Genomic DNA, 21,367 nt, shown 5'->3' with positions numbered 1-21,367 from the left:
ATTTAAGGAATATCGATCATGGCTGCTAAAGAAGTTAAATTCGGCGATTCCGCCCGCAAGAAAATGCTCACCGGTGTCAACATCCTGGCTGACGCAGTAAAAGCGACCCTGGGCCCGAAAGGCCGTAACGTGATCATCGAGAAGAGCTTCGGCGCTCCGACCATCACCAAGGACGGCGTTTCCGTAGCCAAAGAAATCGAACTGGAAGACCGTTTCGAAAACATGGGCGCGCAGCTGGTCAAAGACGTTGCCTCCCGTGCCAACGATGACGCAGGCGACGGCACCACCACCGCCACCGTTCTGGCTCAGGCAATCGTCAACGAAGGCTACAAAGCCGTCGCTGCCGGCATGAACCCGATGGACCTCAAGCGCGGCATCGATAAGGCGACCATCGCCATCGTTGCTGAGCTGAAAAACCTGTCCAAGCCATGCGCTGACACCAAGGCTATCGCTCAGGTAGGCACCATTTCCGCCAACTCCGACAGCTCCATCGGCGACATCATTGCCGAAGCCATGGAAAAAGTCGGTAAAGAAGGCGTGATCACTGTTGAAGAAGGCACTGGCCTGGAAAACGAACTGTCGGTTGTAGAAGGCATGCAGTTCGACCGTGGCTACCTGTCCCCGTACTTCGTCAACAAGCCTGAGACCATGGTTGCCGAGCTGGACAGCCCGCTGATCCTGCTGGTCGACAAAAAGATCTCGAACATCCGTGAAATGCTGCCAGTGCTGGAAGCCGTTGCCAAAGCCGGCCGTCCACTGCTGATCGTTTCCGAAGACGTTGAAGGCGAAGCCCTGGCGACTCTGGTTGTGAACAACATGCGCGGTATCGTTAAAGTCGCAGCCGTCAAGGCTCCAGGCTTCGGCGACCGTCGCAAGGCCATGCTGCAGGACATCGCCGTTCTGACCGGCGGTACCGTTATCTCCGAAGAGATCGGCCTGAGCCTGGAAAGCGCCACCCTGGAAAACCTGGGTAGCGCCAAGCGCGTGACCATCTCCAAGGAAAACACCATCATCGTTGACGGTGCTGGCGTTGAGCAGGACATCCAGGCGCGCATCACCCAGATCCGTGCCCAGGTTGCTGAAACCTCCTCGGACTACGACCGTGAAAAACTGCAAGAGCGTCTGGCCAAGCTGTCAGGCGGCGTTGCAGTGATCAAGGTTGGCGCTGGTTCCGAAGTTGAAATGAAAGAGAAGAAAGCCCGCGTTGAAGACGCCCTGCACGCAACCCGTGCAGCCGTTGAAGAAGGCGTGGTACCTGGCGGTGGCGTTGCGCTGATCCGTGCTCTGGAAGCCCTGACCGGCCTGACCGGCGACAATGCTGACCAGAACGTGGGTATTGCTGTACTGCGTCGTGCTGTTGAAGCACCGCTGCGCCAGATCGCTGCCAACTCCGGCGACGAGCCAAGCGTTGTGGTCAACGAAGTCAAGAACGGCAAAGGTAACTACGGTTACAACGCTGCGACTGGCGTCTACGGCGACATGATCGAAATGGGCATCCTGGACCCAACCAAGGTGACTCGTTCGGCGCTGCAAGCAGCATCCTCCATCGGCGGTCTGATCCTGACCACCGAAGCTGCGATCGCTGATGCACCGAAGAAAGAAGGCTCGGCTGGCGGCGGTATGCCAGACATGGGCGGCATGGGTGGCATGGGCGGCATGATGTAAGCCAGCCTTACCCCTGTACTGAAAAAGCCCCGCCAGCGTCATGCTGGCGGGGCTTTTTTATGTGCCTTGTCCCGTCCTGAATAAGGTTTACACCTTCTGACCTATCTTCAGGAGGAACCAATGGATTCGGGCAAAAGGCGGAGCCAGCGTGACTACACGCTAGCCTTTAAATTATCGGTCGTAGACCAGGTCGAAAAGGGCGAGTTGAGTTATAAAGAGGCTCAACGGCGCTACGGCATTCAGGGCCGGTCCACGGTACTGGTCTGGCTACGCAAGCATGGCCGGCAGGACTGGAGCCAAGGCGCCTCAATTCGAGAGCCGAGGAGCAGGTCCATGACCGAGCAAACCCTCCCGCTGACACCCGAGCAGCGGATCAAAGAGCTCGAAGAACAGCTGGCGCTAAGCAATCAGAAGGCGCAATTCTTCGAAGCCGTCGTGAATGTTCTGAAGAATGACTACGGTGTTTGCGTCGTAAAAAAGCGACTCGGCAAGTCCTCTCGCAAGGGCAAATCCAAGACCTGAGCATCACCAGGGCTTGCCTGTTCATGGGCATTTCGCGCCAAGCGTATTACCAACGTAATCGAGCTTTTGACGCAAGGACTCGTCAAGATCAAGAGGTCATGGACTTTGTTCTTGAAAAGCGCCGCCGCCAGCCCAGGATAGGCACGCGCAAGCTGCATTACCTGATGAGCGTCGAAGTTGGCGCGCCAGTGCGGGTCGGTAGAGACCGCCTGTTTAGCATCTTGCGCAACGCTCGAGAACTGGTGGTGCGCAAACGGGCTTACCACAAAACGACGGACAGCCATCACCGCTTTCGCCGCCATCCGAATTTGCTCAAAGAGGGTCCAGGACAAATCGTTGCCAGCAGGCCCGAGCATGTCTGGGTCGCAGATATAACCTACCTTCCGACACAGGAAAGCGTCGCCTACGTGAGCCTCGTGACAGACGCTTACTCGCGCAAGATCGTAGGCCATCATGTGCATGAGAGCTTGCATACCGAGTCGGTGATCAAAGCGATGGAAAAAGCAATTAGCAAACGTCGAAGCAAGCTGCCACTGATCCATCACTCAGACCGTGGAGCCCAATACTGCTCCGAGCTTTACCAGCGCTTGCACGCTAGCCATAACGTTAGATGCTCAATGACCGACGGATATGACTGCTACCAGAATGCTCTGGCAGAAAGGATAAACGGGATCTTGAAGACCGAGCTTTTGCTGTGCCGCCCTAAAAACCTGGCGGAAGCAGTGAAAATGGTGGATGAATCGGTGCTGATCTACAACGGGGAACGGCCACACCTGTCCCTGAAATACAAAACGCCCGATGCGGTGCATCGGGCGTTTTGAGACTGAAACAGGTGTAAACCTATTTCAGGACTAGACACCTTGTAGGAGCGAGCTTGCTCGCGAAAAACGTCAACGATAACGCGTTCACCATGAACAAATGCATCGCCCTCAGGTTCTTCGCGAGCAAGCTCGCTCCTACAGGGCTGCTGCGCTCTTGTGTAACTTCCAGTTCAGTAGGTGTTGCTTGAAGTTATAACTGGCCGCCTGGTAGTAAGTGATCGCGCGCAGGATCAGCGGATCATCGCTGTTGCTCCGCGATTCCTGGCTTGCCCCCAGGGCCTGGTCATGGCGCCGCAGGCCTTGGCGTGGGCTGAGGATGGCCAGGTTGGTACCGTCAAACAAGCCCAGGTGCTGATAGTTGCCGACCACCACACGAGGTGGCAGCGGGTTGTCCTGCAACAGGTTGCGGCCGAAAAACGTCGATTCATAGCTCAGGTTCAACAGGCCCAGAAGGGTCGGGGCGATGTCGATCTGGCTGGCCAGTTGTGCGCTTTCCCGGGCCTCGATCAATTTCGGCGCGTAGATAAACAACGGAATCTGGTAGTTGGCGATGGGCAAGTCTTCCTGGCCCGCGCTGCCGGCAGTGTGGTCGGCGACAAACACGAAGATCGTATTGTCGAACCACGGTTTTTGGCGTGCCGCCTGCAGGAACTGTCCGATGGCGTAGTCGGTATATTTCACCGCACCGTCGCGACCATTGCCGGACTTGATGTCGATCCTGCCATCCGGATAGGTGTAGGGCCGGTGGTTGGAGGTGGTCATCAACTGCAACAGGAACGGTTGCTGCTTGGCATAACCGGCATCCGCCAGCTTCAAGGTTTGCTTGAAGAGGTCTTCATCGGCCATGCCCCAGGCGTTTTTAAAGCTGATTTCGGATTCGGCGACACTGCTCTGGTCGACCACCCGGTAACCGTTGCCGCTGAAAAATGCATTCATATTGTCGAAGTAGCCGCGGCCACCATACACAAACACGCTGTCATAACCGATTGCACTGAGCTGTTGACCCAGGCTGGCAAAGCCGCTTTCCCGGCCAATCCGCTTGACGATGGAGCGCCCCGGAGTGGGCGGGATGGCCAGGGTGATGGCCTCCAGGCCGCGGTCGGTGCGGGTACCGGTGGCGTAGAAATTGTTGAAATACAGGCTGTGTTTACGCAACTCATCAAGGTTGGGGGTCAGGTTACGTCTATCGCCATTACTGCCCATGTATTTGGCGCTGAAACTTTCGATGGTCACCAGCACGATATTGGGTTTGCGCAGGATGCCGGGGTTGTCGATGGCGCGGCGGATATTCAGTGGATCATTGCCGATGAAACGGGCATTGGGTTCACTGAGTTCCGCACGTAATTGGCGGGCCACAATGTCGGCCGGCAGGCTTTTGTAGAATTGGCTGTAGTCCAGTTCATTGTTGCGGAACGCGGCGAAGAATTGGTAAGGGCCATTGCTGGCCAGTTCGTTGTTATAGGCGTTACCACCCTGGCTACGTGGGCTTTCCTGGCTGACCAACTGCAGGCTCAGGCCGGCGACTACCAGCAATCCCAAGGCATTGACCAAGCGCCCGCGCATGGCCGGCAGCGGCGAGTCGAGTGCGGCGTTGAACAGTTTGCGCAAGGCCAGGCTCAAGACAATCGCCAGTATCGCCAACAGGCTCAACAGTTTGCCGATCGGGTAGGACTCCAACAGGTTGTTCAACACCTCATCGGAGTACACCAGGTAATCGACGGCAATAAAATTGAAGCGTACGCCGAACTCATCCCAGAACAACCATTCGGCCACGGAGGTGAACAACATGGCGAACAGGCTGACGGTCAGTACGCCTTGCAGTAACCAGCGATGGCCGCGTCGCCGCCAGAGAGCGGGTGGGCACAGCAGCAGATACAGGCCCAGGGGCAGCGCGGCATAGGCCAGGAAACCCAGGTCGTAGAGCAGGCCCACGCCGAACACCGGCAGCAGGTTGCCGCTGACTTCATCCATGTGGGTTAGGAGCAGTACGCTGCGGGTCAATAGAAAAATGACCAGCCAGGCGCCGGTTACCAACAGCAAATAGCGCATTGGCGCAGTTTTGATAAAACCCATATCCAAGTTCCTTATATCAATGGGGGGCGATTTTCACTCTGGCACTGTAGTCGAGCTGTGAAGCGATAGTGAAAAACTCGTTGCAATGGGCAATCGGTTGAAAAGATTTATAGGTTGACCGTTCAGCCCTAGCGGTAAGCCATACTTGGCCTTAAGCTGCGCGAGCCAACACGGCCGTTACCGCGTACGGAGACACTGCCCATGCGAATTTTATTGGTTGAAGACAACCGCGATATTCTGGCCAACCTGGCGGATTACCTGGGGCTCAAGGGCTACACCGTGGACTGTGCGCAGGACGGTTTGTCAGGCCTGCACCTGGCCGCCACCGAGCATTACGACCTGATCGTGCTCGATATCATGCTGCCTGGCATTGATGGCTACACCCTGTGCAAACGCCTGCGTGAAGATGCGCGTCGCGATACGCCGGTGATCATGCTCACCGCTCGCGATCAATTGGACGACCGCCTGCAAGGTTTCAAGTCGGGTGCCGACGACTACCTGCTCAAGCCGTTTGCCCTGTCGGAGTTGGCCGCACGTATCGAAGCGGTGCTGCGTCGGGCCCAGGGCGGTGGTCGGCGGGAGCTGCAAGTCGGTGATCTGTCCTACGACCTCGATACCCTGGAAGTGACCCGCGAAGGGCGTTTGCTCAAGCTCAACCCGGTCGGCCTGAAACTGCTCGCCGTGCTGATGCAGAAAAGCCCTCACGTCCTGCGTCGCGAAGTGTTGGAAGAAGCCCTGTGGGGCGATGACTGCCCGGACAGCGACAGCCTGCGCAGCCATGTCCACCAACTGCGCCAGGTGATCGACAAGCCATTTGCCAAGCCATTGCTGCAAACCGTGCATGGCGTGGGTTATCGCTTGGCCGAGGGCCGTGATGGAGTTTAAGCAAAGCCTTGCCCAGCGGATCATCATTGCCTTTGCGCTGATGAGCGCGCTGGTGGCGGGCGCCTTTGCCATGGGCATCATCGCCACGGTGCACCTGGTGGAAGAAAAACTGATTTCAGCGGGCCTGGGCGGCGATTTGCAACGCCTGCTGCTGATGGACAGTGTCGAAGACTGGCGCCACCGGCCCGAGCCGGACCAGTTGTTCTACTTCAGCGGCGGGCGCGGGGATTTTGAGCTGCCCAAGGACTTGCGGCATCTGGATGCGGGCTTTCACGAGGTGTTTCGCGAAGCGCTGTCCTACCACGCCATGGTCGAGATCGTAGACGGCCGGCGTTATGTCCTACTGCAAGACCAGAGCGATTTTGAAGAGCGCGAGCGGGTGCTGTTTGCGGTGGTGCTGGTGGGGTTTGTCCTCAGCCTGGCGCTGGCGGTATTCCTCGGCTGGGTTCTGGCCCGCAAGGTGATGGCTCCGGTGGTGCGCCTGGCGCGCCAGGTGCGTCATCGTGACCAATTGTTGGGCCTGGCCCCGCCGTTGGCCCCGGACTACGCCGCCGACGAAGTGGGCGAGCTGGCAGTGGCGTTCGACGCCACCCTCGGCCGCCTGCGCCAGGCGCTGACCCGTGAGCGCCTGTTTACCAGTGATGTCAGCCATGAACTGCGAACGCCGCTGATGGTGCTGGCCAGTTCCTGCGAACTGCTGCTGGAAAACCCGGCCATTGATTCACGGGGGCGCAAACAGGTCGAGCGCATCGCCCGGGCCTGCGAGGAAATGCGCGAGCTGGTGCAAACCTTCCTGATGCTGGCCCGTGCCCAGCATGACGACACCACCATGTCACCCCAGGTCAGCCTGACCCAAGTCGCCGAGGACTTGCTGGGAATCTGGCGTGAACCCATCGAGCGCAAGGGCATCGAGCTGTTCTACCAGCCGGGCAGCCCCCTCGATATCTGCTACAACGCGACCTTTTTGCATGCGGTGATGGGTAACCTGTTGCGCAACGCCCTGCATTACACGGAACAGGGTTTTATCCGCCTGACCCTGGAACCCACGGGGTTTGTGGTGGAAGACAGCGGCGTGGGCATCCCCGAGGACAAGCGCGAAGCCATGTTCGAGCCCTTTGTACGCGGCAATGAAAAACGCGGCGATGGCCTGGGCCTGGGGTTATCGCTGGTGCAACGGATCTGCGATAACCAGGGCTGGGTCGTCAGTCTCAGCACCATGGAACCCAGCGGCTGCCGTTTCCATGTTGAATTGAGCCACGTCAAACCCTGATCCGTTCCTGCCCCTATCCTGGGGCAGACTCCCTCCTGCTCGACGAAGATGGCCTCCTGCCATGCTTTTTCCCTGTAAAACCTTGTAATTCTTTGGGGTTGGACGGGACGTTTTTTTCACAAAGGGTTGACCTGCGGATGACGTGCGACTGCTTAAGGTTGTAGGCATCAGTCCAGGAGGCCCGTTGATGGCTACCCCGATCAAGCTTGAATTTTCCGACAAGTACGACGACCGGCACGCTCAGCAGTACTTGCTTAAACACCAGGACACTTTGGCGCGCCGGTTATCCCACAAACGTGACGAGCAATTGGCCCGTGGTGCGCTGGCGATGGCCGGTGAGCCTGGCTTGGTATTGGACTTGCCGTGCGGTGCCGGACGTTTCTGGCCGCTGCTGACAGAAAAGCCCAACCGGATCGTTATCGGTGCGGACAATTCCGAGTCCATGCTGAACATCGCCATGGCGGCGCAACCCTCTGAGGTGGTCCAGCAGGTACGGCCCTTGCAGACATCTGCCTTTGATATCGATTTGCCCGATAACGCCGTGGACAGCATTTTTTGCATGCGCCTGTTGCACCACATTGGCGAGCCTGCGCACCGAATGGCGATATTGAAGGAATTTCAACGAGTTACCCGCGACAGCGTGATCATTTCATTGTGGGTGGATGGCAACTTCAAGGCCTGGAAACGCAAGCGCCTGGAAGTGCAGCGCCGCAACAAAAGTGAGCAGGAGGGTTACCGAAATCGATTTGTGTTACCGGCTGCTACTGTTGAGGCTGAGTTTGAGCAAGCTGGTTTCCGCGTCCAGGAGTATTTGGACTTCATACCGCTGTACGCCATGTGGCGTGTGTATGTATTGCGCAAGAGGTAGCAGGATGGCAGTAGAGTACGTAGCAGGCAGTCACGTAGCTCCCGAAGAGCGGTTTGATTATTTTTGGCGGCAGCAGGGCGAGTGGGTCGAGGAACCCAATCAACGTCGAGGTGGCGAAAGCGGTGTACAGCGGGTGATCGGGACCCATGGGCGGTTGCTCTACAGCAAGCGCCAGACCGGTCATACCTATCGCAGCTGGCTGCACCCCTTTGGGCGGCCTACGGTGCTGCGTGAGCGTGATGCGCTCAGGGGCCTGCGTTTGCTCGATGTCGGTGTTCCGGAGTTGGTGTTCTGTGGCGCCCGTCGTGACCCTGAACATCAATGGAAGGCCTTGTTGGTGACGGCGTCATTGGAGGGTTTCGAGGAAATCGATAGCTGGTACGCCGCCGGTGGCCGCGAGCAATGCGGGGAACTGGCGCACGAGCGACTGCTTGATGAACTGGCGCAAACCCTGGCGCGCATGCACAAAGGGCGTTGGCAGCATGGCTGCTTGTACAGCAAGCATATCTTTGTGCGGGTCAGCGGGGCGGGTGAGGGGGCGACGGTCGAAGTGGCGCTACTGGATCTGGAAAAGTGTCGCCAACGCTTGACCGCCCGGCGGGCCGCCGCCCATGACATGCAGCAATTGCGTCGCCATTCGTCGTGGAATGCCGCCGACTGGCAAAAACTCAGCTACTTTTACGAAACGGCGTTTGGCAGCGCTATCAAGGGTTTAACCTAATGAAGCTAGAAATAGCACGAGGTTTGTTTCTGGTGGGGGCCTTGGGCATCGCCTCCCTGGCCCTGGCTGCCTGGGAGCAGCCCCGCACAGAAGTCCTCAGCGCGGTGCACAGTGGTGGGCAATGCCCGCTGCCACGGATCGCCAAGACCACGGGGGTTACGCAGCCTGACCATCAGCTTTTGCTGTTTATGTTCGGGATGTCCCAAGGGATGAGGCCAGCCAGTTGAAGAGATTGACGCCCCTGTAAAAGGCCTCGCATAGCGAGGCCTTTTGTTTTGTGCGTACTTGTGGCGAGGGGGACTAGCCCCCTCCCCACAAGTCAGTGCCGTTGCCGCGCCAATGGATAGGTACTCAATCAGCCAAGGGATCACGCTTGGCCAACAACGTATACACACACGGCAATACGAACAACGTAAACAGCGTACCCACCGACATCCCCGTAGCAATCACCATCCCGATATCAAACCGGCTGACCGCCCCCGCGCCCGTGGCAAAGATCAACGGCACCATGCCAAACACCATCGCCGCGGTGGTCATCAATACCGGGCGCAGGCGAATCGCCGCGGCTTCTTCCACGGCTTCGCGGGGTGTCAGCCCCTTGTCCTTGCGCAACTGGTTGGCAAACTCGACGATCAGAATCCCATGCTTGCTGATCAGCCCGATCAACGTCACCAACCCCACCTGGGTGTAGATGTTCATGCTCGACCAACCGAGGAACAACGGGATCAGCGCGCCGCAGATCGACAGCGGCACCGTCACCAGTATTACCAGTGGGTCACGGAAGCTCTCGAACTGCGCCGCCAGCACCAGGAAGATGATCGCCAGTGCCAAGCCAAAGGTGACCCACAGTGCGCTGCCTTCCTGGATGAACTGGCGCGAGGCGCCGCTGTAGTCGAAGGCGTAGCCGGCCGGGGTTTCTTCGATGGCGATCTGGCGCACGGTGTCGATGGCCTCGCCCATGCTGACAATCGGAAAGCCCGAGATCAGCGCCGAGTTGAGTTGCTGGAACTGGTTCAGTTGGCGCGGCCGGGCGCGGTCGCTGACGCTGATCAGGGTCGACAGCGGCAGCAGTTCGCCCTGGGCGTTTTTCACGTAGTAATTGTTCAGCCATTCGGGGTTGTCCCGGTAGGCCCGCTCGACCTGGGCGATGACCTTGTAGCTGCGGCCATCAATGGTGAACCGGTTGATTTCCGCCTCCGCCAGCAAGGTCGCCAGGGTGCTGCCCAGATCCTGCATCGAGACGCCCATCTGCGCCGCCTTGGCACGGTCGATATCCACCACCACCTCGGGTTTGTCGAACGCCAGGTCGATATCCACAAAGGCGAACTTGCCGGACTCCATGGCGCGTTTTTTCACACGGTCGGCCACTTGCAGCAGTGACTCATAGTCATTGGGCGTGTTGATCACAAAACCAAAGGGCAGGCCCTCGCCGGTGCCCGGCAGCGATGGCAGGTTGAAGCCGAATACCTGCAAGCCCGGAATCTGCTCCAGGCGTTTTTGCACCTCAGGCAGGATTTGCATCTGGGTGCGCTCGCGCTCGTTCCACGGCTTGAGCAGGAAGCCGCCGATGCCCGATTGCACACCATTGAACCCATTGATCTGGAACGAGGAGTAGTACTCCGGGAAGTCCTTGAAAATCGTGATGAACTCGTCGGTATAGGTGTTCAGGTAGTCCAGGTTGGTCGGCTGCGGCGCGCTGGCAATCATGAAGATAATGCCCTGGTCTTCGTCCGGAGCCAGTTGCGACTGGGTGAATTTTAGGAACACCGGGATCAGGCACAGCACGATCAGGGCAAACACGATCACCACCGGCCGGGTGTTCAAGGTGCCGTGCAACAGGCTCTGGTAGCGGCGCTTGAGGCCTTCGAAGATCCGATCCAGGCGATGGGCCAGGCCGCTGGGGTTTTCGTCGTGGCGCAATAGCAGGGCGCACATCATCGGCGACAGCGTCAGAGCGACGATGCCGGAAATCACCACCGCACCGGCCAGGGTCAGGGCGAACTCCTTGAACAGGGCCCCGGTCAGCCCCTCCAGGAAACCGATGGGTGCATACACCGCCGCCAGGGTGATGGTCATCGACACCACCGGCACCGCAATCTCCCGCGCGCCTTCCAACGCGGCATCCAATGGTTTCTTGCCGTCTTCGATATGGCGGTGGATGTTCTCCACCACCACAATTGCATCGTCCACCACCAGACCGATGGCCAGGACCATTGCCAGCAGCGTCAGCAGGTTGATGGAGTAGCCCATCAGTTGCATGAAAAACAGCACGCCAATCATCGACAGCGGAATGGTGACGACCGGGATCACCACCGAGCGCAGCGCCCCGAGAAACAGGAACACCACGACAATCACGATCAGCACCGCTTCAAACAGGGTCTTGACCACCTCGTTGATGGACGCCTGGATAAACAGCGTGGCGTCGTAGGCAATTTCTGCCTTGAGGTTGGGCGGCAACTGGGACTCCAGCTCCGGCATCAGCTTGCGTACTTCCTTGATCACATCCAGCGGGTTGGCGCTGGGCGTGGCCTTGATGCCGATATACACCGAGGGCGTGCCGCCAAAGGAACTGATGGCGTTGTAGTTTTCCGCGCCCATTTCCACCCGGGCCACGTCGCCGAGCAGCACCCGGCTGTCGCCATCGGTCTTCACGGTGATGGCGGCGAAGGCTTCGGCGGTCTTGAGGTCGGTGTTGGCGTTGATGCTGGTGACCACATACTCGCCCTTCACTTCGCCGGCTGCGGAGAGAAAGTTGTAGTTGCGCACGGCATTGGTCACGTCGCCGGCGCTCAGGCCGAACCCCGCGAGCTTGACCGGGTCCAGCCACAGGCGCATGGCAAATACCTGGTTACCGAGGATCTCGGCCTCGGCCATGCCGGGCAGGGTGGCCAGCTTGGGCTGGATCACTCGCGATAGATAGTCGGTGATCTGTGGGTTGCTCAGTTGCTGGCTGGAGAAACTGATGTACATCAGCGCCGAGGCGTCTGCGGCTTCTTTGCTCAATACCGGGTCTTCTGCGTCCTGGGGCAGTTTGTTTTTGACCTCGTTGGCCTTGGCCAGCAGCTCGGTGAACAGGCGGTCGCTGTTGGCGCCGATCCGCGCATAGATGGAAATCACCGAGAAGTTCTGGCGACTGACCGAGGTCATGTAGTCGATGCCTTCAGCGCTCGCCAGACTTTGCTGCAAGGGTTGTGTGATGTAGCCCTGGATCGTCTCGGCATTGGCCCCGGGGTAAGCGGTGGTCACCGTGATCAGCGCATTCTCCATGGACGGGTATTGGCGCAACGGTAGTTTGCTGTAGGCCTGGAAACCCAATAGTACGATCAGCAGGCTGACCACCATGGCCAGCACCGGGCGGCGGATAAACGTGTCGGTAAACGCCATGGCTCAGTTCCTTGAACCGTCGTTGCGCGGAGGTTGGCCAGGACTGGTCGGCAGGTTTTTGTCTGCGGTGATAGCAATATGCGCGCCGGTGTCGAGCTTGAGTTGGCCGGCGCTGACCACTTGCTCGCCACTGCTCAGACCCTTGGTGACCAGCACCAGGCCGTCGCGTCGTTCGCCGGTCTCGATAAAGCGCCGCTCTGCGATCAGTATCGGTTGGCCGTTGGCATCCTTTTCGAGGCTACCGTCTTCGGTTTTCTTCTGCGCCACCACATAGGCCGAGTTGCCGTAGAGGGTGTAGGTGATCGCACTTTCCGGTATCACCACCTGTGCCTGCGGATCGGGCAACAGCACTTGCAGGCTGCTGAACATGCCCGGCAGCAGTTTGTTGTCCGGGTTGGCCAGGGTCGCCCGCACCAGCACGTTACGGGTGCTGCTCTCGACTTTGGGGTTGATGGCGCTGAGGGTGCCGGAGAAGGTCAGTTGCGGGTAGGCCGAGACTTGCACTTGCACACCCTGGCCGACGGCCAACGTGGGCACCGATTGCTCGGGCACATAGAAGTCCACGTAGAGGCTGCTCAGGTCTTGCAACGTGGCGATCACCGTGCCGCTGGCCAGATAGTCGCCGACATCCACCTGGCGAATGCCGATGGTGCCGCTGAATGGGGCGAGGATGTGCTTCTTGGCCAGGGACGCCTTGAGCTGGTTGACCGTGGCCTTGTTTTTTTGCAGTTGTGCCGAGAGCCGATCGAACTCGCCCTTGGAGATCGCCTGGCTGCCCACCAGTTGGCTGCCGCGCCCGTAATCGAGCTGGGCCAGGCCGAGGTCGGCCTGGGCGGTTTGCAGCAGGGCGTCTTCCACCGCGCTGTCCAGTTGTACCAGCGGTTGCCCGACGTTGACCTTCTGCCCGGACTCGAACTGCACGCTCTTGACGGTGCCGGCAACCTCCAGGGCGAGGTTCACCCCTTGCAACGCTTTGAGCGTGCCCACCGCCGGCAGGCGCTGTTGCCAGGGTTGTTCGACCGCCGTGGCCACCGCCACGCTGATCGGCGGTTTAGGCGCGGAAAAGACCTGGATCTGCTGGTAAATGGAGAAGGCTTTGTAGCCCCCCAGCAGCAGGACGATTAACAGCACAACGGCCAACATGATCAGCATGCGACGACGCAGCATATTCCGGTTCCTTGGAAAAACTGAGGCAGACGAAGACGAACGATTGGGCACATTACTCCGAGTGCCTGGGGGATTCCAACTGGCATTTTTAGCCGTCAGTTCCCCCTGTAGGCGCCGGCACGCCGGCGCCTACGATCAGATCAGATGCAAATGGTTGTCCCAGAGCCCTGCCGGCAATTCCAGGGGCTTGGCCACCAGTTGTGGCTGTCGGCAATCATAGAAGCGGCAGCGGCCCTGGCCCGAGGTCACGACAAATCCGTCCGCCACCGCACCCACGCCGGCGCAGTCGGGCAACGGCCCGTCCAGGCGTAGTTCGCCGCTGTCCATGTCCCAGATAAAAAAGCGATTGCCCCGTGGTGCGGTCAGTGCCACCAGGCGCAGTTCGCTGTGTACGGCGACGCTGGCGGTGTAGTGCCCCATGGCCTGCAATTGCTCGTCGGCCACCGGGAATGCCACGAATGGTTGCCCCGGACGCTTGATCGCCAACAGCTCGGAACGCTCCTCTGACGGGCCCATGAACTGTTGCCCTGTGAGGATCGTGCCATCGCTGGCGATCCCCATATGGCGCACGCTGTTCATCTGCTGGCCCAGGGTTTCCTTGCTCAACAGCGTGCCGTCGCGCTGCATCAGCACCAGGCTGGGCTCCATGGCGTTGAGGTTCATCTCGACCCGGCTTTCGGCCTCGGTGCGAATACCGCCATTGGCCACGATCAGGGTCTCACCGTCGGGCATCCACGACACCTGGTGCGGGCCGATGCCGTGGGTAGAAATCTCACCCGTGTGTACCAGGCGCTCACCTTCGAACTTGTACACGCCCAACAAGCCGCGACCGGGATCGGTGGTGTCGTTTTCGGTGGCGTACAGCCAGTCGCCGCTCTTGTGGATCACCGCATGGCCGTAGAAGTGCCGGTTGGCCTGGGACGTCACGGTTTGCAGGAGCGTGCCGTCGCGCAGGTCCACCAGATAGCTCTCGGTGCCCGGGCGACGGGCCACGAACAGGGCGATGGGCAGGGTCGGGTGGTTGATGATGTCGTGGCAGCGCTGGCCGACCTGGGTGGCGAACACCTGGGTGCCATCCAGGCGATAGCCCACTGCATAGTGCTTGCCGTCGCCATCATCCCGGGCCGATAGCAGCAGCGGGATGTCGCCCTTGCGCTTGAACAGCGTCCAGCCGCCCAGGGTAATTGCACTGAGCAGCACGCTGCCGATGGCCAAAGCCTGTCGCCTGAGCATTATCAGTCACCGTCGTTGGCGTTGAAGCCCAGTTGGATGCCCAGCGCCTTGGCCAGCTCGCCTTCGTGCAGGCGGTGGACGACGTTGAGGCTGTCATAGATATCGTTGAGTTGCTGGCGCCCGGCGTCGTCGGCCAGCAGGTCGTTGAGCGAGCGCTGGTTGCTGTCGAACAGTTTCAGGGAAGCAGCGTAGGCCGCATCGACCTTCTCGGCCAAAGGCTTCTGGTCGGCGGGCAGCAGACCGCGCAGGCCTTTGTTGTCGACCCCGACCCAGACGGTCTGGGCCGCCGCGAGGCTGGCGCGCAAGCCTTGCAGGGACGACTGGCTGCGCCACGCATCGGCCTGGAACGGCTGGGGGATGCCCTTGGACAGGCGCCCCATCGGTGTGCCGAGCTTTTTCTTCAGGGTATCGAGGGCCGTGACCTGCACGCGCAGCAGTTCGGCGATGGCTTCGTGGGAATCGGCGTAGCGCTGGTTAGGAAACTTGGTCATCTGCGCGAGCATGCCGTCGGTGCTGTTCCAACTGGCGAGGATTTCCTCGGCGAGTTGTTTCTGACGCTCGCCGATGGCGATCAGCAGTGGGCAGTAACGGGCTTTCTGGGCGTCGTTGGCGATGTCGGTCTTGGCGTCATACAGGATGTATTCGTAGGCCGACAGGCCTTGCACCACGACGCTGGATTTGGCCAGGGCGGCGGCATCGATCTGCGGCTGGGCGGTGGCCAGTTGCTCGACCTGGCGGCCGACGAGGTTTTTCTTGTCGGGCCAGAACTGCACCTGCCAGGCGCGATTGCCTTCGGCCAGCGGGCCGATCAGCAGCGGTTGCAACTCGGCCCAGGCTTTTTGCGCGTGGAGGAAGTCGGCGCGGGCGGTCTCCAGGGACTCCTTGCCTTGGCAGTAAGCCAGGGCGCTGACGGCCAATTGCCGGTCAGCTTCGACCCAGCGGCTGTAGGTCGGCAGGATCACTTGCTTGGCGATGGCCGCCGAAGTGACTGCTTGCGGATCCTGCGGCGAGCAGGCGCCAAGGGCCAGTGCGGCCAGGCTGGTGAACAACAACTTGGGACGGAACATGTCGAGCTCCCTTCAATAATTGGGGCAAAGCTTATAGAGAATTCAGGAACGCGAGCAACGCGGCGCGCTGCTCGGCGTTAAACGACAACACATGCTGCTGCGCCGCCTGGGCTTCACCGCCATGCCACAGCACGGCTTCAAGCAGGTTGCGGGCACGGCCGTCATGCAGGAACTGGGTGTGGCCACTGACGTTTTGCGTCAGGCCGATGCCCCACAACGGCGGCGTGCGCCAGTCGCGGCCACCGGCCTTGAATTCGGTACGGTTATCGGCCAGGCCTTCGCCCATATCGTGCAGCAGCAAGTCGCTGTAGGGGCGGATCACCTGGTTGGCCAGCTCAGGTTCAGCGGCATTGGCTGCGGTGGTGAATGTCGGCGTATGGCACGACTGGCAGCCAGCCTGGAAGAACAGGTTCTTGCCGGCCAGCACTTGTTGTTCGTTGACATCACGGCGCGCCGGTACGGCCAGGTTGCGGGTATAGAACAGCACCAGGCGCAGGATGTTATCGCTGACTTCCTGCTCGCCATTTTCGCCGTTGCCGTTGGGCGCCTGCTTACAGGCGACCTGTGCGTCGGTGCAGTCATCGAAGGGGCGCAGGCTGGTCGTCAGGCCCATGTCACCCGAGAACGCGTGAACATTTTGTTGATTGAGGTTCGGTTGCCCGGCTTTCCAGCCGAAACGGCCGAGGACGGTTTTTTGTCGGGCATCATCCCAGACCCAGTTCGGGCGGCCGAACACGCCGTTTTTGTCCGGGCGTTTGCTGGCGTTTTGCAGGATGTCTGCGTCGCTGATGGCTTCGAGCAAACCCAGGCCGATCATCGGCGGAGCCACGCGGGCGGAAAACCGCGTATCGGGGTGCATCGGCCCGTAGCCGAGCTGGGTGATCTGCAGGCTCGGCTTGCGCAACTCGACCACCGTGCCGTCCTTGAATGTGACGTTGACCGGGGTGTAGTCGACCCGTACCTTGCCTTCCGGGACCACGCCGGGCACGGCCATGTCCTGCAACTGCCCGCCGTACACCGGCTCCGGGACGATACCCAGTTGCTCGATGAGCTTGGCGTAGGGCGGCGAATCCGGGATCGACAGACGCACCAGCATCGACACCGCATTGCTGGCCTCGGGCAAGGGTGGATGACCGCGCCCGTCTTTTATATGGCAGTTCTGGCAGGCGTTGGTGTTGAACAGCGGCCCCAGCCCATCACGGGCGGTGGTGGTGGCCGGGGCGATCACCCAAGGATTGCGGAAAAAGCTGTTGCCGACGCTGAAATCCAGACGGCGGGTCGGCGTCAGGTTCGCTGAAGGCAGCGAAAAGGCATTCTGGTCCGTCTTCCTGACCGTCGTGCTGCCTCCCGAACGCGCCTCACCCGGCTCGGCCTGGGTAAACGTCGGCGGCGCGGCGTCATCGCAGGCACTCAGGCTCACGGCCATCAAGAGCGCAGACAGGCGAAGCAGCAAACGGGGCATCGATAATCCTGGAAGACGGGCGACGGTGGATGAAATTCAGGGGGCAAAGTCTAACAGGGCGGGGCGGATTGAATAAGAGCAATTATCGTTTGCTCCAATCTGATGCATTCCCGCTAGAATGGCCGCACATTTTTCCTGGAGGTGGCCAATGCAGGCTCTCGACGCTTTGCTCAACCGTGTTTCCGTGCCGCGCTTGCTGGACCCAGCGCCTACTGCCGAACAGCGCGAAGTGCTGTTCGCGGCAGCCATGCGTGCGCCGGATCACGGCCAGTTGCGGCCTTGGCGTTTTCTCACCGTGGAAGGCCCGGCCCGCGAGCAAATGGGCACCCTGCTGGCCGAAGCGGCACGCCTGCAAGACCCCGCGGCCCCGCAAGGGGTGATCGACAAGGCGCAGAACGGCCCGTTGCGTGCGCCGTTGGTGGTGGTGGTGATTGCCCGTTTGCAGGAACACTTCAAAGTGCCGCAGTCCGAGCAACGGCTGGCAGCGGCCTGTGCGGCCCACGGCATTCTGCTGGCGGCGTATGCCCAGGGGATTGGCGCAGTGTGGCGGACCGGGGAGTTGTCGTATTCGGCGCATGTGGCCAAGGGCTTGGGGTTGAGCGCGGGTGAGGAAGTGATTGGCTTCCTGTATCTGGGGACCGCGCAGAACCCGCCGCGTACGGCGGCAAAGGAAGATATCACCGCGTTTGTCAGTGCCTGGACCGGGCTCTGACCTCACACTGTGTGGGAGCTGGCTCCCACATGGGTATTTGGGTCTACACCCGGAACTGATCCATCAGTTTCATCTGCTGGTTGGCCAAGGCATTCAACTGGCTGCTGATTGCCGCCGACTCCGTCGCCTGGCCAGTCAGGGTCTCTGTCACGGTACGGATCGCCGAGACGTTGCGGTTGACCTCTTCGGCCACGGCGCTCTGTTCTTCGGCGGCGCTGGCGATTTGTAGGTTCATGTCGCTGATCACCGTCACCGCATCGCTGATCTTGCCCAGGGCCTGTACCGCCTGCTGGATCTGCCCGGCGTTGTTCTGCGCCTGGCTCTGGCTCGAATGCATGGTGGTCACCACCCCACGGGTCGCGCTCTGGATGCGTTCGATCACCAGGCGGATTTCTTCCACCGAATCCTGGGTGCGTCGCGCCAGGTTGCGCACTTCGTCTGCGACCACCGCAAAACCCCGCCCGCTTTCCCCGGCGCGCGCGGCTTCAATCGCAGCGTTGAGGGCCAGCAGGTTGGTCTGCTCGGCGATGCTGCGGATCACTTCCAGCACCGAACCGATCTGCTCGCTGTTGACTGCCAGGGCTTCAACCTCGGTCACGGCCTTGCTGACTTCCTCGGCAAGGGTGGTGATATCGCGGGTACTGCGTTCGATGATCGCCAAGCCGTCGCGGGCTGATTGATCGGCTCCACGAGCTGCACTGGCAGCGTTTGAGGCGCTGTTGGCGACTTCGTGGGCGGTGGCGCTCATTTCGTTGGAGGCGGTTGCCACCTGGTCGATCTCACGGAACTGCACCTGCATGCCTTCGCTGGTCTGGCGTGCGATTTCCGAGGATTGATCGGCAGTGCCACGGGCTTCGGTGATGCTCTGCTTGATCTGGGCGATGGTCGGCTGCAGCTTGTCGAGGAAGCGGTTGAACCAGTTGACCAGTTCCCCCAGTTCGTCTTTTTTCGTGTAGGCCAGGCGTTGGGTCAGGTCGCCGTCGCCGCTGGCAATGTCTTTGAGCATCGCGGCCACACTGTTGATCGGCCGGGTCACGCCGGTGGCGGTCAGCCACATCAGCAGCAGGCCCAGCAGGCCGGCTGCGGCGCCCACCAGCAGCGCTTGCAGTGTGCCTCGGGCTTGGGCGTCGTCGAGCACCGCTTGCAGCTTGACCGAATCGGCCAGCAGCACGTGCTTGGGCAGCTTGATCACCACGCCCCAGGGCTTGGCATCGGCAATTGGCTTGACGGGGTACACCGCGCGGATCGTATCGTCTTGCTCGCGCACCTTGCGCGTGTCACTGGCCAGCAACTGCACGATCTCTTTGCCTTCGCCGCCCAGCACATCAACGATGCTCTTGCCGACTTTGTCCGGCTCGCCGCTGTAGCTGGCGATCAGGCCACTGCTGGAGAGGATTTCCATGATCCCCGCGCCATCGAACAATTCTTTTTGCGCGGTATTGGCCGCCGCTTGCAGGGCATCCAGGGCAATATCGACGCCGATCACACCAATCACTTTGCCATCTGCCAGCAGCGGCAGGGAGATGGTGGTCATCAGCATCGCCTTGCCGGCGACTTCGTCGGCGTAGGGGTCCAGCAGGCAAACGTTGCGGGTATCCCGTGGGCAGGTGTACCAGATGTTGTAGGGCGTACCGCTGAGATTGAGGGTGGTCTTGGTCAGGTCCGCTTCCACCATCACCGTGTTCAGGCCTTCACCGCCGGCGCGGCTCCAGTAGCTGGAAAAGCGCCCGACTTCGTTGGAAGCGCGCAGTTTGTCGTCGACAAATTCGCTGTCCCTGCCATCCAGGCCGTTGGGTTCAAACGACAACCAGATCCCCAGCACCTTGGTATTGCGCTCGAATGCGGTCTTGATCCGCTGGTTGAGCTCCTCGCGCACGGCCCCGGCTTCCAGCGAACGCTTGGCGGCCATGTTGCGCAAATCCTTGACCTGGTCGGCGAGGGCGGTGACCACCAACAGGTTCTCGCCAAAAGCTTTTTGTACCTGCACGGCCTGCTCGGCGGCCTTGGCCTGGAGCAGATTCTCCACGCTGGTGGTGAGCATGCGCGAGCTGGAGGCGCTGGTCAGTTGGTCGTTCTGGTTGGACTGGTAGATATTCAGGCTGACGATCAGCGCAATCACCCCCAACAGGCAGAGGCCGGACAGCAGCACGATTTTCAAGCGGATGGAGAGGGTGTCGAACATGGGCTTACTCGCGATTGGACTTGTTGGTGTGCAAGCAGGGCAACGGCCAAGTCCATTCGGCGCTATGCCCGGAACATCGGCACCGACGGGTAATTCATGAGGGGCAGGCGATGAGCGGTAGCGCGCTCAGGTCGTGGTTTGCGCCAGGCGTTCGGGGCGTGACCAGATCCACAGATTGCCCAGGCTCATCCCGGCGATGGCCAGGTAGATCGGCCAGCCGTGATCGAGCATCACCAGCATCAGGGCGGCACACAGCAACATGCTTACCGTGGCGCTGACCTTGGCCCGGCGCGCGATGATCTTGCCGTTGCGCCAGTTGAACAGGATCGGCCCGAACAGCCGATGGTTTTCCAGCCAGGCGCTCAGGCGCGGCGAGCTTTTGGTGGCAGCCCAGGCGGCGAGCAGGATGAATTCGGTGGTGGGCAGGCCCGGCACGACAATGGCGATCAAGCCGATCCCCAGGCTGACATAGGCCAGCAGGCCGAACAGGATTCGGGCGAGTTTGGAGGAGGATTGGGTTGAGCCGGTCATGGGAGCAATGGGTATGGAATATGAGAATTTAAAATTGGAATACGGAGCAGGCCCAGGTAGGCGCTGGTTTGTGTGGGAGCTGGCATCCACACAAGCCAGCATCTACACCCGCAATGGATCAGGCCAGTTCTGGGGCGCTAGCGTACGCCTGTTCCAGCAATACGGTGAAGCGTACGAATGCATCCACCGCGCCTTTCTCTGCCGCCGCTTCATCTTCGGCGCTCAGTTCCAGGCTGTCGAGGGTGCGGGTGAAGCGCTTCCAGCCTTCGGCACGACCACCGGCCGGTTCGCCCAGGTGACGGGCACCAAAGGTTTCGCTCAGGCCCAGGCCGACGGCACGTTTGATCAGGAACGCCGCGCCCAGCTTGGAACCTTCGGACACGAACAGCCAGCCCAGGGCCTCGGCCTTGCTCGGGTTCTGCACGGCACCGGCCACGGGGGCAGGCACTTCGGTTTCCAGGTCGGCCAGGTCCAGCTTGGCGGCTTCGGCGCGGCAGCGCTCGGCGAGGTCTGGAAACAACTTGATCAGCTCGGGATCGTTGTACAGCGCCACCAGTTCCGACTGGAACAGGTATTGCGCGACCACGAAACGGGCGAAGTTGGCTTGGGTTTCAAACGGGGCGTGGGCCTTGACCAGTGCGTCGAGCTTGGTGTGCGGCTCGTGGGTGATCTGGTTCAGGCGCTGGGAGCGCAGGCTTGCGCGTTCTGCGGTGGTGGAAGCGGTCATTGGGGGTCCTTGAGAAGGAAAAGCGCCTTGTTGCCAGGCTGTTATTACTAGACGAACAAGAAGACGCGTCACAGTAA

General features: G+C 60.4%; 17 protein-coding genes. 8 read left to right on the top strand and 9 right to left on the bottom strand.

All coding sequences use genetic code 11. The annotated features are described in order from the left end of the window. Positions 1-18: 18 nt before the first annotated feature. Positions 19-1,665: a chaperonin GroEL gene (gene groL / locus JTY93_RS20740; protein WP_205476538.1), complete on the top strand. Its 1,647-nt coding sequence runs from the start codon at positions 19-21 to the stop codon at positions 1,663-1,665. A 120-nt stretch (positions 1,666-1,785) separates the two neighbouring features. Further along, a protein-coding gene (locus JTY93_RS20735; protein ID WP_205480962.1) for an IS3 family transposase occupies positions 1,786-3,008 on the top strand; the annotation gives its coding sequence in 2 pieces (ribosomal slippage) (positions 1,786-2,137 and positions 2,137-3,008; 1,224 coding nt in all). A 135-nt stretch (positions 3,009-3,143) separates the two neighbouring features. Here the strand turns inward: JTY93_RS20735 and JTY93_RS20730 are convergent. Then, positions 3,144-5,081 (bottom strand): LTA synthase family protein, encoded by a 1,938-nt coding sequence (locus tag JTY93_RS20730; RefSeq protein WP_205476901.1) that lies wholly within the window; start codon positions 5,079-5,081, stop codon positions 3,144-3,146. Positions 5,082-5,282: 201 nt separating this feature from the next. Between JTY93_RS20730 and colR the strand changes: the two genes are divergently transcribed. From colR to JTY93_RS20705, 5 genes are all read left to right on the top strand, one after another. Next, positions 5,283-5,966: a two-component system response regulator ColR gene (colR, locus tag JTY93_RS20725; protein WP_029295378.1), complete on the top strand. Its 684-nt coding sequence runs from the start codon at positions 5,283-5,285 to the stop codon at positions 5,964-5,966. Beyond that, entirely contained in the window at positions 5,956-7,236 is a 1,281-nt protein-coding gene (locus JTY93_RS20720) for a sensor histidine kinase (protein WP_205476900.1), read from the top strand. Before colR ends, JTY93_RS20720 begins: the two co-directional genes overlap by 11 nt. 187 nt (positions 7,237-7,423) lie before the next feature. Then, positions 7,424-8,104: a class I SAM-dependent methyltransferase gene (locus JTY93_RS20715; RefSeq protein WP_205476899.1), complete on the top strand. Its 681-nt coding sequence runs from the start codon at positions 7,424-7,426 to the stop codon at positions 8,102-8,104. Positions 8,105-8,108: 4 nt separating this feature from the next. Next, entirely contained in the window at positions 8,109-8,825 is a 717-nt protein-coding gene (locus tag JTY93_RS20710) for a lipopolysaccharide kinase InaA family protein (protein ID WP_205476898.1), read from the top strand. Beyond that, positions 8,825-9,052, top strand: a complete 228-nt coding sequence (locus JTY93_RS20705; protein ID WP_205476897.1) for a hypothetical protein — start codon at positions 8,825-8,827, stop codon at positions 9,050-9,052. Before JTY93_RS20710 ends, JTY93_RS20705 begins: the two co-directional genes overlap by 1 nt. A gap of 124 nt (positions 9,053-9,176) precedes the next feature. On the opposite strand, the gene JTY93_RS20700 is transcribed toward JTY93_RS20705, so the two are convergent. From JTY93_RS20700 to JTY93_RS20680, 5 genes are all read right to left on the bottom strand, one after another. Further along, entirely contained in the window at positions 9,177-12,209 is a 3,033-nt protein-coding gene (locus JTY93_RS20700; protein ID WP_205476896.1) for a multidrug efflux RND transporter permease subunit, read from the bottom strand. Between the two features lie 3 nt (positions 12,210-12,212). Then, the gene (locus JTY93_RS20695) at positions 12,213-13,376 is read right to left on the bottom strand and encodes an efflux RND transporter periplasmic adaptor subunit (RefSeq protein ID WP_205476895.1); all 1,164 of its coding nucleotides are present in this window, start codon (positions 13,374-13,376) and stop codon (positions 12,213-12,215) included. A gap of 135 nt (positions 13,377-13,511) precedes the next feature. After that, the gene (locus JTY93_RS20690) at positions 13,512-14,609 is read right to left on the bottom strand and encodes a DUF1513 domain-containing protein (RefSeq protein ID WP_205476894.1); all 1,098 of its coding nucleotides are present in this window, start codon (positions 14,607-14,609) and stop codon (positions 13,512-13,514) included. Positions 14,610-14,611: 2 nt separating this feature from the next. After that, positions 14,612-15,676, bottom strand: a complete 1,065-nt coding sequence (locus JTY93_RS20685) for an imelysin family protein (RefSeq protein WP_029295394.1) — start codon at positions 15,674-15,676, stop codon at positions 14,612-14,614. 31 nt (positions 15,677-15,707) lie between these two features. Then, positions 15,708-17,138: a di-heme oxidoreductase family protein gene (locus JTY93_RS20680; RefSeq protein ID WP_205476893.1), complete on the bottom strand. Its 1,431-nt coding sequence runs from the start codon at positions 17,136-17,138 to the stop codon at positions 15,708-15,710. A gap of 148 nt (positions 17,139-17,286) precedes the next feature. Between JTY93_RS20680 and JTY93_RS20675 the strand changes: the two genes are divergently transcribed. Further along, complete coding sequence (locus tag JTY93_RS20675; protein WP_205476892.1) at positions 17,287-17,850, top strand: nitroreductase family protein; 564 nt, start codon at positions 17,287-17,289, stop codon at positions 17,848-17,850. Positions 17,851-17,893: 43 nt separating this feature from the next. Here JTY93_RS20675 and JTY93_RS20670 read toward each other — a convergent pair whose 3' ends face one another. The 3 genes from JTY93_RS20670 to JTY93_RS20660 form a co-directional block, all read right to left on the bottom strand. Further along, positions 17,894-20,032 carry a methyl-accepting chemotaxis protein gene (locus JTY93_RS20670; protein ID WP_205476891.1) on the bottom strand — a complete coding sequence of 713 codons (2,139 nt, stop codon included), beginning with the start codon at positions 20,030-20,032 and terminating at the stop codon, positions 17,894-17,896. Between the two features lie 126 nt (positions 20,033-20,158). Beyond that, positions 20,159-20,563, bottom strand: a complete 405-nt coding sequence (locus JTY93_RS20665) for a YbaN family protein (RefSeq protein WP_205476890.1) — start codon at positions 20,561-20,563, stop codon at positions 20,159-20,161. 118 nt (positions 20,564-20,681) lie between these two features. After that, on the bottom strand, positions 20,682-21,290 hold the full coding sequence (locus tag JTY93_RS20660; protein WP_205476889.1) for a biliverdin-producing heme oxygenase: 609 nt from the start codon (positions 21,288-21,290) through the stop codon (positions 20,682-20,684). Positions 21,291-21,367: the final 77 nt, after the last annotated feature.

This window comes from Pseudomonas hygromyciniae (assembly GCF_016925675.1).
Classification (GTDB): Bacteria; Pseudomonadota; Gammaproteobacteria; order Pseudomonadales; family Pseudomonadaceae; genus Aquipseudomonas; species Aquipseudomonas hygromyciniae.
This window is presented reverse-complemented; position numbering and strand designations above follow the sequence as displayed.

What these genes read in the sequence shown, in the direction of transcription:
- JTY93_RS20720 (WP_205476900.1), top strand. Translation starts at nt 5,956, where the DNA reads ATGGAGTTTAAGCAAAGCCTTGCCCAGCGGATCATCATTGCCTTTGCG.
- JTY93_RS20660 (WP_205476889.1), bottom strand. Translation starts at nt 21,290, where the DNA reads ATGACCGCTTCCACCACCGCAGAACGCGCAAGCCTGCGCTCCCAGCGC.
- JTY93_RS20700 (WP_205476896.1), bottom strand. Translation starts at nt 12,209, where the DNA reads ATGGCGTTTACCGACACGTTTATCCGCCGCCCGGTGCTGGCCATGGTG.
- JTY93_RS20670 (WP_205476891.1), bottom strand. Translation starts at nt 20,032, where the DNA reads ATGTTCGACACCCTCTCCATCCGCTTGAAAATCGTGCTGCTGTCCGGC.
- JTY93_RS20705 (WP_205476897.1), top strand. Translation starts at nt 8,825, where the DNA reads ATGAAGCTAGAAATAGCACGAGGTTTGTTTCTGGTGGGGGCCTTGGGC.
- groL (WP_205476538.1), top strand. Translation starts at nt 19, where the DNA reads ATGGCTGCTAAAGAAGTTAAATTCGGCGATTCCGCCCGCAAGAAAATG.
- JTY93_RS20680 (WP_205476893.1), bottom strand. Translation starts at nt 17,138, where the DNA reads ATGCCCCGTTTGCTGCTTCGCCTGTCTGCGCTCTTGATGGCCGTGAGC.
- colR (WP_029295378.1), top strand. Translation starts at nt 5,283, where the DNA reads ATGCGAATTTTATTGGTTGAAGACAACCGCGATATTCTGGCCAACCTG.
- JTY93_RS20710 (WP_205476898.1), top strand. Translation starts at nt 8,109, where the DNA reads ATGGCAGTAGAGTACGTAGCAGGCAGTCACGTAGCTCCCGAAGAGCGG.
- JTY93_RS20665 (WP_205476890.1), bottom strand. Translation starts at nt 20,563, where the DNA reads ATGACCGGCTCAACCCAATCCTCCTCCAAACTCGCCCGAATCCTGTTC.
- JTY93_RS20690 (WP_205476894.1), bottom strand. Translation starts at nt 14,609, where the DNA reads ATGCTCAGGCGACAGGCTTTGGCCATCGGCAGCGTGCTGCTCAGTGCA.
- JTY93_RS20675 (WP_205476892.1), top strand. Translation starts at nt 17,287, where the DNA reads ATGCAGGCTCTCGACGCTTTGCTCAACCGTGTTTCCGTGCCGCGCTTG.
- JTY93_RS20695 (WP_205476895.1), bottom strand. Translation starts at nt 13,376, where the DNA reads ATGCTGCGTCGTCGCATGCTGATCATGTTGGCCGTTGTGCTGTTAATC.
- JTY93_RS20730 (WP_205476901.1), bottom strand. Translation starts at nt 5,081, where the DNA reads ATGGGTTTTATCAAAACTGCGCCAATGCGCTATTTGCTGTTGGTAACC.
- JTY93_RS20715 (WP_205476899.1), top strand. Translation starts at nt 7,424, where the DNA reads ATGGCTACCCCGATCAAGCTTGAATTTTCCGACAAGTACGACGACCGG.
- JTY93_RS20685 (WP_029295394.1), bottom strand. Translation starts at nt 15,676, where the DNA reads ATGTTCCGTCCCAAGTTGTTGTTCACCAGCCTGGCCGCACTGGCCCTT.